The organism is Salinicola sp. MIT1003 (assembly GCF_001858555.1).
GTDB classification, from domain to species: Bacteria; Pseudomonadota; Gammaproteobacteria; order Pseudomonadales; family Halomonadaceae; genus Salinicola; species Salinicola salarius.
Genome location: NZ_MCAP01000005.1, coordinates 15,442 through 28,149 on the forward strand (window position 1 = coordinate 15,442; position 12,708 = coordinate 28,149).

A 12,708-nucleotide genomic window follows, 5' to 3' on the forward strand; every position below is an offset into this window, starting at 1 on the left:
AACCCCGCCCCGGCGTCGCTCCCGATCGTACCCTCGATCACTCGTCCGCAGGCATTGACTCAGTGCTTCCTTAGCTACGCTCAGCCTAGTCAGGATTCACTGAGAGGCGAGGATGCGAACGGGCGAACGTTGATCTGGATTAAGGCAGCGTTTGGGTCTGGTCGCCAGCGGAAAAGACTCACGGATCCAGGAACAGATCGCCTGGCGATTCGATGACATCCAGATGCGGATACAGACCGAGAACATGAAAGGCTTTATCGAAGGTAGACAGACGCGTACTGACCGCGATATCGAAGAAATTGTTCATGCTGGAAAGCGTCAATCCCATGGCGCCGGCGAAGTCATCCCGTGACCAGCCTTTCTCGATGAGGCCGTTCGAGATAGCTACCTTGAAGCGAATGCTGATGGGAGGGTGCCAGACATGCCTTGCCTCATCCACCTCCACGCTGTGAGACACGTATTCTGAATTGGCGAGGCAATCCCTGATGATTGCGCTCAGGTTCTTAACGGTGAGCTGAGACAGGTCTTCGAGAATTTTCGAGGTGGCGACGAATCTGGGGAATTCTCGGCATAGCGCGATATAACCAGCATTGTCTTTTGATACTTGGATGGCGTATTTCATGAAAATCTATCAAAAGAGGTTGGGTTAATTGGCAACCTGTAAATGATAGTTTCAAATTATGACATGACCCATAACATGGATTAGTTTTTTTTAATGGAAGGTGAGGGGCTCGACGCGACGGATACGCGCAAGCGCGCCAGGACAGTATCCGTCGCGTTCGCGCCTGGGGCACCGTCGGTTGGCGGATATCGGGCTTCAGTCGATGCGGCCGACCTGATCAATGACGAGCCCACTGCGTGGTCTGGCGGGCATGCGAGTCAGGGCTATCGAAAGGTCCTGGTCGGGGACGCGATAGCTTAATTGGTGGGCGAACTTGTCGATGGTCAAGTCCATCAGCGCCAGCGTGATCCACTCTCCGGGGCAGCGATGGCCGGTCGCATGCTCGCCGCCGCCTTGCGGGATCGTGGCAAAGCGATGGCAGTCTTCGCTTTCCTGCTCGAAGCGCTCCGGCAGGAAGCGATCGGGTTCGTTCCAGCGGTTGGGATCGTGATTGGTGCCGTAAAGATCCAGCACGACTTGCCAGCCGCGATGGAAACGATAGTCACGCCAGACGAAATCCTGCCTGACTCGCGCGATGAGGAAGGGGAAGAAGGGATAGTAGCGCCGAACCTCCTCGATGAAGCCACGGCGATAGAGGCTGCTTCCTGCCGTCTGCTGCAGCTTTGCGAGGCTGTCGGGGTGTTCATGCATCGCCAGCACGGTGAAGACCATATAGCGCGCGACGGCCACGATCGGGCGGATCAGATTGAGAAGCTCGACGGCCACGATACGGCTGGGAAGGGGGGCGCCGGTCTCGTCCCGGAAATCGGCAAAGGCAGGCAGGGGAAGGACAGAATCCGCCGATTCGGGGCGGCGCCGATAGTCGTCGATCATCGATATCAAGGTGTTTTCGGTCTGGTGGCGGGCGCGACGGGCTTTCCAGTACCTGGGGCCGACGCTGCCTCCTCCTTCTATCATCAGCACGAGGTTTTGCGTCATTTCCGCCACATGCTTCTCTTTCAGCGCGATACCGCACCAGTCGCAGGCGGCGCGACAGAGCATTTGATGGAACTCGTCGAGCAATACGAGAGACGCACCGGATTGCCAGTGCGGCATTTGCGCCTGCCAGGTCTGCTCGACGAGATGGAGCAGGTCGTCGATTCTCGCCTGGGACATGAAGGCGAGAAACATCGCCTTGCGCCGCCGATGGGATTCGCCTTCGAGCCCCTGGACGCCGCCAACGCCAAATAGCGTCTTCTGCATCCGTTTGGGGGCCGCCTGCTCTCGGGTCAACCGATTCCGGTCGTAGAACAGCCGGGCGGCTTCCTCGCCCCGCAGGAACAGGGTCTTCTGCAACATGAGCCGGGAGCGGAATACATCGCTGCCCAGCCGGTCACACTGCGATCCGATATAGCCGTACCCTTCCTGTATCAACGCAAGCGTACAGTCCCGGTTTGCCCGGGGAGCTTCCTGGTAACGGCTCATTCATCCATCCCGATCGAGATACCTTGGCTAGGCTAAGAAGCGTTGCGAGAACGGTCAGCCACGGTCCTCGCTCTTGCTGAACCGTGGAGGCTCGTGACCCAACGCCGTCAAGGCGGCAATCAGCGCAATCGACTATCGAATCAGTGCGATTTGGATGCCGTGGCGGCACGTTGCCTGGTGCGACTACAGCTATGCAGATAGGCCGTATGGAAACCGGCCAATGTCAGTAGCGCCGGATAATCGAGAAGACGAATGTTGCGCGAGTCTTTGTCCCGGGTTAGTAGGCCTTTGGCTTCGAGCTGGCTCAGACAGCGGCACACATGGACGTTGGTCATGCCTAACAGATCACCGATGACCTGCTGGGACAGAGGAATAGTCAGATCCCTCATTTCAGAGCGAGAAAAATTGAGTCGTGCATGCAGCTCGAGAATGAAATAGGCGAGCCGTGTCGTTGCATCATGACTGATCAGATTATTGAGTCGATCTGCCATGATGTTGCACTGATGCATGGTAGCGGCAAGCATCGCATTCACCAGGCTGTGATCCTTCTGCATCGCCTGATCGAGCTGGGACTTGTGCATCGGAATGACCAGACCGTCGGTCAGCATGGTGACCTCGTCGAAGCGACCGCCAGTGTGATAATCACGTAGGCCAACGATGTCACCTGGCAGATAGAGATCGATGATCTGGCGCTTGCCCTCTTCTGTGACGCGACAGGAACACGCCCAACCATCTTGAATCGCCAGCAGATATTTGGCATTCAGGCTGTGGTTCTTGATGACGCTTCCCTTTTTGAAGCGGCGAGGTGCCTGCTGTAGCTCGGCCAATGTTTCGCGGTTGCTGATCGACAGCGGTGCATGATGAGAGAAAATTTCGAAATAGAGTGAATAGTCATGCCACAAATGGGAGTTCGCCGAGACTCGTCGGGAAAGCTTGGATGTTCGGCCAGTAACTTCGGCTAGCGAAGACATAGTGATTTACCTCGGCAAATGTTCTGTCAGATGATCCGGCAGGATTGGCTTTAGTCTTTCTTCGAGAATCGTTTTGGCATCGTTGATCCGCTCAATGACGTTCCATGCGAAACGCCGGCACGGCTGATCGTCGCTTGACTTTGCCTCTTGGCGATATGGTTGACAGAACTTCACTATCCGCCACATAGGAAAGAACAAGATGAGTGATTCACAATCCTATTCTTCATCGGGCTGTTCAGAAGACCGTGCCGTACCTTTCAGGTCATCAAATTTCAGGTCATCGCATTTCAGGTCATCAAAAACACCCTGTTTCAAGGCAGAGCCCTGAAGCCCTGCCTATTTGCGCTTCGGCCAAGCTCAATGACCTTGGCTTTTGCCACCCTTGTGGCCAGCCTCGGAGGCCTTCTTCGGATCGTTCTTGAAGTTGCCGGAACTTTCCTGACCGCCCTTATGGCCAGCTTCTGCCGCCTTCTCGGGATCGTTCTTGAAGTTGCCTGAGCTTTTCTGGCCGCCTTTGTGGCCGGCTTCCGAAGCCTTCTCACGATCATTCTGAAAATTACCGGGATTACGGTTAGTCATTTCAACTCTCCCTTTCCTTAGGTTCAGTACAAATGATGGCGTATCGCCGTCAATACTCAAGATAGTGGAATCTGATTAATGGTCGAGTTAATCAGGTTTTTAAATGTTATTAAGTGTGATTAGGAAACGATGTTTCTTTATTTTCCGAGGGTCATGCTCGGTTTAATGCGATGCAAGTGATTGTTTAAAGGTCAGGATTGCGCAGGTCGTTTAAAACATGATCCAGGTTAAATGTTGCGCGAATGAAAAATGGGCGCTATTTAACCATCATGAACATGGAGGGCAACCAGGGAGGAAAACATGAAGGAAGGAGGCGGAGGCTCGTGTCGGCAAGCGACGGCCTCATGGAGACCAACTGAAGCCGAACTTTGCTCGGATGAGCATCGCTGGTGCACGTCGGTGACCGCCTGACAGGTGACGATCACAGTGACCCATTGTCGCACTTGATGTGCATGGCTTGTTCCGAGGTCGGCTTGTTATGATGCCGACTCTCGACGGGAAGGCTGAGGAGTAGGTAAGCATGCTGAGCGTATTGATGTTCTTGCTGATTTTCGTGGGCGTCGCGATTTCCGTCTATCAGGTTTACGACATCTACTATGCCCAGAACTTCGAAGATGACGAGCGCCAGGCGAACAGCGACAGCCCGCTTGGTCAGCTGTCGCGACAGGCGGCGCAGTATGCGACGACGGGAGAGTCCAAGGGGTTTCTGGAACTCGTCGGTCGGCTATTCGGCGCACGCTTCGACAAACGCCTCGTGCTTTCTGCGGCCTCCCGCCCCAATGCATCGCAATATCTGGCGGCGTTGCTACGTCGTCAGCGTCAGATCGTCTCCAATGGTCAGGTCCGTGTGCGTCATCCGCTCTCCTGGAAGACCAGCCCGCCCGCCAGCGACAGTCGCCCCGTGCTGTTGACGCTGGTGCTGATCAATTGTCTGGTGGTGATGTTCTTCGGTGGGCTCAGTCTCTATACGATTGCCTATCAGGTTCCCGTGGCGTCGCTGGCATGGATGAACAGCGAATGGATCCTGATGTTGCTCATCTACGCCGTGATTGCCATGACGCACGGCATTTCCCGGCTCGATGCCTACCTGCACGACCTCTATCTGATCGGTACCTTGAATCGCCCGGTGGGGTAACGGCCTTTTCGATCACGGCGGGCCTGACACCGCTCGCCGGCTTTCCGTACATTCTCTGGCGGACAGTCGGCGAGCGGCATTTTGGCGGCCCGGTTTCTGAGCTGTCATTGTTTGATGTATCCAAATGTATCTCGCTTCAAGACTTATAGCTCCACGTATCGTTCTCCTGGATAGCACTGAATCATTGTTGAACCGTGCTGAAGAGATCCCTGCAATTAAGTGCCTCGAACAATCCCGTTGCCGTATTTACCCTGCTATCTAACCGATGTTATGTAACTCCTTTCGCTAACATGCTGTCATGCTTGAAAAATTTAAGAAGGCACGCGTGAATGGGTCAGCAGGAAGGCTGTATTGCCCACCATTTCAGTCGCTATGCAACACTCTCTGAAAACGATCGTCGCCAGCTCGACGCACTGGAAGGTGCTGCGACTGATGTCACCAAGGGACAGGTGATTTGGCACGAGGGCGACTTCGTACGTGATTTCTGCGCATTGCGACGAGGGTGGGCTTATTCGTTTCGCTACATGGAGGATGGCACGCGGCACATCCTCGACATATTTCTGCCCGGCGATGTCATCGGGTTGCATGAATTTCCGTTCAAATATCGGCTTTCCAGCGTCGCCATGCTGGAAGATGGCGAGATTTGCACTATCGCCAACCGCCAGTTGCTGGGCTTGTTACGTGAGTCATCGAGTCTCATGTCGGTCTGCTTTGCAGTCTGTTCCTATCGGCAGGCTGTGCTGAGCGAGCGACTGGTGCATCTCTCGCGCCGCAGTGCTCGTCAGCGCGTAGCTTATTTGCTGCTCAAGATATTCTGCCGTCTGCAACGTAACGGTGGTGATCCGAGTGAGTGCTTTCGCTTGCCGTTGTCTCAACAGCAGCTTGCCGATGCACTTGGGCTATCGCCGGTTCACGTCAGTCGAACGTTGACGGCGTTTCGGCAAGAAGGGGTGATCAAGCTCGCCCGAGGCTGGGTGACCGTGCTCGATATGCCCACGTTGGCCCGCGAGAGCGGCGTAATGGGGTGCCTGCGGGATCGCGTCGCTTACACTGCCTGATCGATCCTTCTGCCTGCAGGCTTCACTTCGGCTTCGCCTTAACCAATGAGGAGCGAGAAGTGAGGGGCGAAAAGCAAACGCCAGACGACAAAACTCGCCCTCGTGGCTAACGAGAGCGAGCCGAGATGAAGCTGGGCGTCGAGTCCTGCTAGACCGCTGCGCGGCGCGTGGCGCGGCTCAGTGCGCTGGTCATTTCGATCGCCATGGTCAGATCCGCCAGTTCCCGCGGGGAGAACGCATTCAGCGCCAGTTTGCGCGTGGCCGGATTGGCGGGGCGAAAGTGGGTGAAGGACTCACACCAGGCCAATGCGGCTTTTTCACGCTCATCGAATTCGTCGGATTCCGCCCAGGCAGTCAGCGCCTGCAACTTGCTGGGAGAGATGCCCAGTGCTTCGGCCTGTTCGCGACGAAAATGCGTGCAGCTCAGGCAACCGTTGATCTGCGAGGCACGCAGCTCCGCCAGGCAGCGAATGGACGGATCCAGTGAGCAGGCGTGCAGTGATCTCGCTGATTTGTCGATGTTTTTGACATCGATCGTTTGCCACTCGTTAGCGTTCATCTCGGTCTCCTGAGTTCAGGTGTCAAGCGATTAAACGACTATCGTTCTCAAGTTTCCACAGCCTTGATTGGAATGTTTAATAGCAGTTAAAGATTGAAACTATGGTTTAGGCAGGGTCAGGAAACAGAACGCCCCGCCTGGCGGGGCGTCAGACAGGCTAGCGGCGGCCGATCAACAAGCCGATCACGGCGCCAGCCAGCGTGGCTGCCCCGATACTGGACCACGGATGTTCACGCACGTAACGGTCGCACTCGTTGACCGACTGATTGGCGGAACGCTTGACCCGGCGATTGCGCTGGCGGGCCTGGTCCGCCATGCGAGCATATTGCGCTTCGCTCTGCAGTCGTGCCTCTTCGATCGCGTCTTGTGTGTCGTCTCGCAGGTCACGTCCCAGTGCCTGGGCCTGATCGCCGATATCGTCCAGATCGGCACGAATGCGATCGGTACGGGCTTCACGGTCTTCACGCTTGAATAGGCTCATGTTTCACCTCCCTGATGGATTATGGGCCTGAGTGCGTATGACAGCGTAGACGCTGTAAAGTGCCCGTGCCGCCGGAAATCCTGCGATCGCTCGTTGGTCGGTGCCTCGTGGAGTCGGCCGGGCGGCAAGCGTCAGGTATAGTCGATGCGCGGATTTCAATGGCGGAAACAGGAAGTCGACGTGTCGTTGCAACTCTGGTTGTCTCTCTTGGCGGTTTGCGCTCTGGGTGCCATGTCGCCGGGTCCCAGCCTGGCCATGGTCATGCAGAACACGGTCGGTGGCGGCCGCTGGTGTGGCGTGATCGCCGGTGTCACCCATGCGTTGGGGGTCGGTCTCTACGCGGGGTTGACCGTGCTGGGGCTGGCGGCGGTCATCGTTCACCAGCCCTGGCTGTATCGGCTGGTGACCTGGGGCGGCGCGCTCTATCTGGCCTGGATGGGCATTCAGGCTCTCCGGGCCAGCGGTAACGGCGGCTTCAACGTTGCCGAGCGCGCGAGCGACTGGCGCCGCGCCATGCGCGATGGCCTGCTGGTGGCGCTGGGCAATCCCAAGCTGATCGTGTTCTTCGTCGCACTGTTGAGTCAGTTCGTCAGCGCCGATCTGAGTATGGCCGGGCGCTGGCTGATCGTGGCCACCGCCACGCTGGTGGACGGCGGCTGGTACGTGCTGGTGGCGCTGTTGCTATCCCACTCCCGCGTGCTGCCGTGGCTGCAGCGACACGCGGCGTGGATACACCGCCTGACGGGCATCGTCCTGCTGGGGTTGGCGGCTCGTGTGGCTCTGGGCTGAGTCTGCGTCCGGGCGGCTCACTTCATTCAGACGCTTTCCTTTTCATTCAGACACTTTCCTTCAGACGCTCGAGGATCGCGGGCACGGGAGCGTTGGCCGGCAGTACTCCGAAAATCGGCGACGCGCTGGCAAGCCTCGTGGTGCAGAAGGTGTCGGCGATGGCATGAGGGGCATGACGAATCAGCAGGGCGGCCTGCAGCGTCTGCGCCATGCTTTGCGCTAGCCAGCGCGCCTCGGCCTGCAGCCGTTCGGCGCTGGCCGTCAGTCGGTCGCCGAGCGAGTCGACGGCGGCATCGAAGGCGGAATGGTGGCCCCGGGCCAGGTTGAGTTCCCGTTGCAACGCTTCGATGCTGGCCGGGTGCCGTTCCAGGATTCTCAGCACGTCCAGGCAGATGACGTTGCCGGAACCTTCCCAGATCGAGTTGACCGGGGCTTCGCGATAGAGCCGCGCCAGCGGCGTTTCCTCGACGTAACCGATGCCGCCGAGACATTCCATCGCCTCGGCCATGAACGCGGGGCCGCGCTTGTTGTGCCAGAACTTGGCCAGCGCGGGGAGCAGGCGTGCCAGGGCGGCTTCATGCTCGTCGCCCGCGGCGCGGTCCATGGCACGGGCGCCTCGCATCGCCAGCAGCAGGCTGGCCTCGGTTTCGATCTCCAGGTCGGCGACGACACGCTGCATCAAGGGCTGGTCGGCCAGCCGGCGATCGAAGACCTGTCGCTTCTGCACGTGGTTCCAGATTTCTCTCACTGCCTGACGCATCATGCCTGCCGGTGCGGTGGCGGCATCGAGCCGCGTCTGCTGCACCATTTCCAGGATGGCCGGCACGCCGCGACCTGGCTCGCCGACAAGCTGCGCCCAGGCGCCGACGTATTCGATCTCCGCCGAGGCGTTGGCGCGATTGCCGCATTTGTCCTTGAGCCGCTGAATCTCGATGGCGTTGCGCTGGCCCTCCAGCGTGAATCGCGGCGCCAGAAAGCAGGAGAGCCCATCGTCGGTCTGGGCCAGCGTCAGGAAGGCGTCCGACATTGGCGCGCTGCAGAACCACTTGTGCCCCTCGAGCCGATACCATTCGCCGGGGCCGGGCGACGACACCGGCCGCGCCCGCGTGCTGTTGCGGCGCACGTCGCTGCCACCCTGCTTTTCGGTCATGGCCATGCCGAAGGTGTTGGTCGTCTTGTACCAGGCGGGGAGGGCCGCCGGTTCGTACGCTCGGCCCAGCAGCCGGGTCCGCCATGCCTCGCCGTCGCGCAGATGGCGCAGCACGGGCATGGCGGCGTGGGTCATGGTGATCGGGCAGCAGAAGCCGGGTTCGGCCTGGGTCAACAGATAGAGCGCGGCGACATGCGCCTGGTGCCCGCCGTCATGCTCGCGCTCCCAGGCGACGGCGTGCCAGCCCTCGCCAATCGCGAGCGCCATCAGTGCGTGATAGCCAGGGTGGTAGTCGACCTCGTCCAGGCGCCGCCCATGACGGTCGAAAGCGTGCAACTGGGGCGGGAATCGGTTGGCCTGCTCGCCCCAGCGTTCGACTTCTGCCGAGCCCAGGCGCTGGCCCAGCGGGGCCAGACGCTCGCTCACCCAGTCCGGTGCGAAGTGCGACACCGCCTCGCGCAATGGGCGATCGTCTCGCCACAGGTCGCGTTCGGGCTCGGGGGCTGGCTGATTCTCGACCCGGTGCGTGGTCAGTTCGGTGCGGGGTGCATAGTCGGCCATGTGAATTCTCCGAGTGGGCTGACTCGAGCATAAACCGGACATTCGGCGCCGTGGGCTTCCTTCGACCAATGCGGCATGCCGACGGCGCCACTCGTACCGCCAGTGGACCGGGTCGAAGCCACCCGTGATACGCTGCGGTTCCGCTCTTCTACAGGCAGGTTTTCCATGAGCCCGTTTTCAACGAGTCCGTGTTCAATGAGCCCGTTTTCCATGAGCCCGCTTTCCATGAATAAGCGGATCATCGCGGACGAGCAGGTCCAGCTCGTCGATCCGCGCAACCGGCCCTGCGGCAGCGTCTCGCGAGCCACGATGCGGCGGTTGAACTGCTGGCATCGGGCGACATACATCATCGTGCGCAATGGAAAAGGCGAAATCTGCGTGCAGGAGCGAACATCGATCAAGGAGACGCATCCGGGCTGGTTCGACCTGGCCGCGGGCGGCGTGGTGGGGGCGGGCGAGGCGTCCCGGCCGGCGGCGCGGCGGGAGCTGTTCGAGGAACTCGGCATTCGCGGCGTCAAGCTGATGTCCGGTGGCGAATTCATGTTCCAGGAGGCCGGGCTGAATCTCTACGGCAGCCTCTACTGGGTTAATTACGACGGGCCGCTTCGCCTGCAGCCGGAGGAGGTCGCCGCCGTGCGCTGGTTGCCGATCCCGGAGGCGCTGGCGCTGGAAAAGGCGACGCCGGACACGCGGGTGGCATTGTCGAAGGCCGTCTCGCTCGATCACTGGTGAAGTCGCGGCTGGCGTGGCACTCTTTTGGCCGGACCGGCTTCCTGAATCCTTGGCCGGACCGGCTTTCTGATCAGCCACCGTGTTCAGAGGGATGTGCAGAGAAAGCGCGATGCCTTGCGCTCGCGCTTCGGTCCCAACGATTTGACACTAGCGTTTCTCGGGTCGACTCATCGATGTCGTTATATACGCAAGATTGCCGGACACACGCCGGCGAACCCTTCAATCTGCGCGCGCTGCGCGGCCAGGTGCTGCTGGTCGTCAACGTTGCCAGCCGCTGCGGGTTCACGCCCCAGATGGAGGGGTTGGAAAAGCTCTATCGGCAATATCGCGACCAGGGGTTCACCGTACTGGCGTTTCCCTGCAACCAGTTCGGACGCCAGTCGCCGGAATCCTCGGCCATGTTCGCCACGTTCTGCGAACAGCGCTACGCGGTCACGTTTCCGATGATGGAAAAGATCAAGGTCAACGGGCGCGAGGCACATCCGCTGTTCGTGCATTTGCGACGTCACGCCCCCGGCGTGCTGGGAAGTACGCCGATCAAGTGGAATTTCACCAAGTTTCTGGTGGGGCGTGACGGGCAGGTCATCCGTCGCTTCGGGCCGCGCGCCGCACCGCGATCGCTGCGTCATGCCATCGAGGACGCGCTGGAAACGCCGTTCTCGGCTTGAGTCGGCGTACCCTTGGGTATCGCTAGCCGGGCGGGCGTTCGCCTCGGGCCACCATGACCCGGATCGCCAGTTCATTGAAGCGCGGCCGGCTCATCATCGTGGTCAATCCCGAGAACAGCGACCATAGGGCCTTGCGCCAGCCGCCGAGCTTGCGGTTGTGGCGAACCAGCCGCGTCAGCAGCGCCGTTTCGTCGAACGCGCGCCATTCGCCCGCCATGGAGAGCTGATTGCGCGCCATGACCGGCGACATTTCCAGCCGATAGACCCACTCCAGCTGTTGCAGCGTCAGCGCGCTGGCTTCGATCTCGCGGATCATGCGGGCGTATTCGGACTCGCGCGGCTCGCGCTCGAGCCATAGCGGCGACAGCGCCAGCCACAGCGCGCCGCGCCGGAGGACCAGGTCTTCGATTTCTTGCTCGTGGTGCATGGGGCTTTCTCTGCTTTCTGGGCTCTCTGGGCTCTCTGGGCTCTCTGGGCTGGCTCGGCTTGCCGGTGGTTATCTTCGAATACCCGCAGCGGTGAGACAAGCTTGGGCGCTGGTTGTCGAATAACGGCGCGCTGCGAACTGGATCATAGCTGGCCAAGCGAGTTCGTCCCCCTTTTTTACCACCCTGTTAGAATGCGCCCGGATAGCATTCGACCTGCTAGAATTCGACCCATGCCATTTCCCGGCAAGACTCGCCGGGCTTTCCGTTTCGCAGTAGAAGACGAGGTTAGACGTGATCATCAAGCCCAAGGTTCGCGGTTTCATCTGTACCACGACGCATCCGCTCGGCTGCGAGCGCAACGTACTCGAACAGATCGAGACCACCCGCGCCAACCTGAGCGATGGCAAAGCTGGCCCTCGCAACGTGCTGGTCATCGGCGCATCCAGCGGCTACGGGCTGGCGGCGCGTATTACGGCGGCTTTCGGCTACGGCGCCGATACGCTGGGCGTATTCTTCGAAAAGCCCGCGACCGAGACCAAGCCCGGCACTGCCGGCTGGTACAACTCGGCGGCGTTCGACAAGTTCGCCAAGGCCGAGGGGCTCTACAGCAAGTCGATCAATGGCGATGCGTTTTCCCATGAAGTCCGCGACAAGGCGATCGAGCTGATCCGTGAAGACATGGGACAGATCGATCTGGTGGTCTATTCGCTGGCATCGCCGGTGCGCAAGCTGCCGGACAGCGGCGAAGTCAAGCGCTCCAGTCTCAAGCCGATCGGCGAGACCTACACGGCGACCGCCATCGATACCAACAAGGACACCATCACCGAGGCTTCCGTCGAGCCGGCGACCGAGCAGGAAGTGGCCGATACCATCGAAGTCATGGGCGGCCAGGACTGGGAGCTGTGGATGGATGCGCTGGACAAGGCGGGCGTGCTCGCGCCGGGTGCCAGGTCCGTGGCGTTCAGCTATATCGGCACCGATATCACCTGGCCGATCTACTGGCACGGTGCGCTGGGCAAGGCGAAGGAAGATCTCGATCGCGCCGCCGGCGAAATCGACCAGCGCCTCAAGGCGACCGGCGGCGGTGCCAACGTGGCCGTGCTCAAGTCCGTGGTGACGCAGGCCAGCGCCGCGATCCCGGTCATGCCGCTCTACATCTCCATGGTCTACAAGGTGATGAAGGAGCAGGGCGTTCACGAGGGCACCATCGACCAGCTCAACCGCCTGTTCGCCGAGCGCCTTTACGCCGATGGCGAGCCGGAAGTGGACGAAGCCGGGCGTCTGCGCCTGGACGACTGGGAGCTGCGCGACGATATCCAGCAGGCCTGCAAGGATCTGTGGCCGCAGGTCACCAGCGACAACCTGTTCACGCTGACCGATTACGCTGGCTACAAGCATGAGTTCCTCAAGCTGTTCGGCTTCGAGCGCGATGACGTGGACTACGATGCCGAGGTCGATCCGCTGGTGAAATTCGACGTCGTTCAGGTTTGATCGCGCGCGACCTCACCGCA

Annotated in this window: 13 protein-coding genes and 1 pseudogene; 6 read left to right on the forward strand and 8 right to left on the reverse strand. The window is 59.9% G+C overall.

What is annotated here, in order from left to right; genetic code table 11:
* Positions 1-178: 178 nt before the first annotated feature.
* From BC443_RS02415 to BC443_RS02430, 4 genes and pseudogenes are all read right to left on the reverse strand, one after another.
* On the reverse strand, positions 179-622 hold the full coding sequence (locus BC443_RS02415; protein WP_071230250.1) for a hypothetical protein: 444 nt from the start codon (positions 620-622) through the stop codon (positions 179-181).
* 195 nt (positions 623-817) lie between these two features.
* A complete protein-coding gene (locus BC443_RS02420; protein WP_071230251.1) occupies positions 818-2,086 on the reverse strand; it encodes a cytochrome P450 in 1,269 nt (422 codons plus the stop codon).
* Between the two features lie 140 nt (positions 2,087-2,226).
* Entirely contained in the window at positions 2,227-3,057 is an 831-nt protein-coding gene (locus BC443_RS02425; RefSeq protein WP_083387171.1) for a Crp/Fnr family transcriptional regulator, read from the reverse strand.
* A 357-nt stretch (positions 3,058-3,414) separates the two neighbouring features.
* Positions 3,415-3,610: pseudogene (locus BC443_RS02430) on the reverse strand (general stress protein); the annotation flags it as partial.
* 546 nt (positions 3,611-4,156) lie between these two features.
* Between BC443_RS02430 and BC443_RS02435 the strand changes: the two are divergent.
* Positions 4,157-4,771 (forward strand): hypothetical protein, encoded by a 615-nt coding sequence (locus BC443_RS02435; RefSeq protein WP_071230254.1) that lies wholly within the window; start codon positions 4,157-4,159, stop codon positions 4,769-4,771.
* Between the two features lie 329 nt (positions 4,772-5,100).
* On the forward strand, positions 5,101-5,829 hold the full coding sequence (locus tag BC443_RS02440) for a Crp/Fnr family transcriptional regulator (protein ID WP_071230255.1): 729 nt from the start codon (positions 5,101-5,103) through the stop codon (positions 5,827-5,829).
* A 148-nt stretch (positions 5,830-5,977) separates the two neighbouring features.
* On the opposite strand, the gene BC443_RS02445 is transcribed toward BC443_RS02440, so the two are convergent.
* Both BC443_RS02445 and BC443_RS02450 read right to left on the reverse strand, forming a co-directional pair.
* Positions 5,978-6,388, reverse strand: coding sequence for a carboxymuconolactone decarboxylase family protein (locus BC443_RS02445; protein ID WP_071230256.1), 411 nt, complete (start codon positions 6,386-6,388; stop codon positions 5,978-5,980).
* 157 nt (positions 6,389-6,545) lie between these two features.
* Positions 6,546-6,869 (reverse strand): DUF883 family protein, encoded by a 324-nt coding sequence (locus BC443_RS02450; RefSeq protein ID WP_071230257.1) that lies wholly within the window; start codon positions 6,867-6,869, stop codon positions 6,546-6,548.
* 180 nt (positions 6,870-7,049) lie between these two features.
* On the opposite strand from BC443_RS02450, the gene BC443_RS02455 reads away from it, so the two are divergent.
* Entirely contained in the window at positions 7,050-7,658 is a 609-nt protein-coding gene (locus BC443_RS02455; protein ID WP_071230258.1) for a LysE family translocator, read from the forward strand.
* A gap of 46 nt (positions 7,659-7,704) precedes the next feature.
* On the opposite strand, the gene BC443_RS02460 is transcribed toward BC443_RS02455, so the two are convergent.
* Positions 7,705-9,369: an acyl-CoA dehydrogenase family protein gene (locus BC443_RS02460; protein ID WP_071230259.1), complete on the reverse strand. Its 1,665-nt coding sequence runs from the start codon at positions 9,367-9,369 to the stop codon at positions 7,705-7,707.
* A gap of 225 nt (positions 9,370-9,594) precedes the next feature.
* On the opposite strand from BC443_RS02460, the gene BC443_RS02465 reads away from it, so the two are divergent.
* Complete coding sequence (locus BC443_RS02465) at positions 9,595-10,101, forward strand: NUDIX domain-containing protein (protein ID WP_071230337.1); 507 nt, start codon at positions 9,595-9,597, stop codon at positions 10,099-10,101.
* A 173-nt stretch (positions 10,102-10,274) separates the two neighbouring features.
* The gene (locus BC443_RS02470; RefSeq protein WP_071230260.1) at positions 10,275-10,769 is read left to right on the forward strand and encodes a glutathione peroxidase; all 495 of its coding nucleotides are present in this window, start codon (positions 10,275-10,277) and stop codon (positions 10,767-10,769) included.
* A 22-nt stretch (positions 10,770-10,791) separates the two neighbouring features.
* Here BC443_RS02470 and BC443_RS02475 read toward each other — a convergent pair whose 3' ends face one another.
* Positions 10,792-11,196, reverse strand: a complete 405-nt coding sequence (locus tag BC443_RS02475; RefSeq protein ID WP_071230261.1) for a hypothetical protein — start codon at positions 11,194-11,196, stop codon at positions 10,792-10,794.
* A 292-nt stretch (positions 11,197-11,488) separates the two neighbouring features.
* On the opposite strand from BC443_RS02475, the gene fabV reads away from it, so the two are divergent.
* On the forward strand, positions 11,489-12,688 hold the full coding sequence (gene fabV / locus BC443_RS02480; RefSeq protein WP_071230262.1) for an enoyl-ACP reductase FabV: 1,200 nt from the start codon (positions 11,489-11,491) through the stop codon (positions 12,686-12,688).
* Positions 12,689-12,708: the final 20 nt, after the last annotated feature.

Bases quoted from the DNA above. Each gene is read 5' to 3' on its own strand.
- BC443_RS02415 (WP_071230250.1), bottom strand. From the start codon at position 622: ATGAAATACGCCATCCAAGTATCAAAAGACAATGCTGGTTATATCGCG.
- BC443_RS02420 (WP_071230251.1), bottom strand. From the start codon at position 2,086: ATGAGCCGTTACCAGGAAGCTCCCCGGGCAAACCGGGACTGTACGCTT.
- BC443_RS02425 (WP_083387171.1), bottom strand. From the start codon at position 3,057: ATGTCTTCGCTAGCCGAAGTTACTGGCCGAACATCCAAGCTTTCCCGA.
- BC443_RS02435 (WP_071230254.1), top strand. From the start codon at position 4,157: ATGCTGAGCGTATTGATGTTCTTGCTGATTTTCGTGGGCGTCGCGATT.
- BC443_RS02440 (WP_071230255.1), top strand. From the start codon at position 5,101: ATGGGTCAGCAGGAAGGCTGTATTGCCCACCATTTCAGTCGCTATGCA.
- BC443_RS02445 (WP_071230256.1), bottom strand. From the start codon at position 6,388: ATGAACGCTAACGAGTGGCAAACGATCGATGTCAAAAACATCGACAAA.
- BC443_RS02450 (WP_071230257.1), bottom strand. From the start codon at position 6,869: ATGAGCCTATTCAAGCGTGAAGACCGTGAAGCCCGTACCGATCGCATT.
- BC443_RS02460 (WP_071230259.1), bottom strand. From the start codon at position 9,369: ATGGCCGACTATGCACCCCGCACCGAACTGACCACGCACCGGGTCGAG.
- BC443_RS02465 (WP_071230337.1), top strand. From the start codon at position 9,595: ATGAATAAGCGGATCATCGCGGACGAGCAGGTCCAGCTCGTCGATCCG.
- BC443_RS02470 (WP_071230260.1), top strand. From the start codon at position 10,275: ATGTCGTTATATACGCAAGATTGCCGGACACACGCCGGCGAACCCTTC.
- BC443_RS02475 (WP_071230261.1), bottom strand. From the start codon at position 11,196: ATGCACCACGAGCAAGAAATCGAAGACCTGGTCCTCCGGCGCGGCGCG.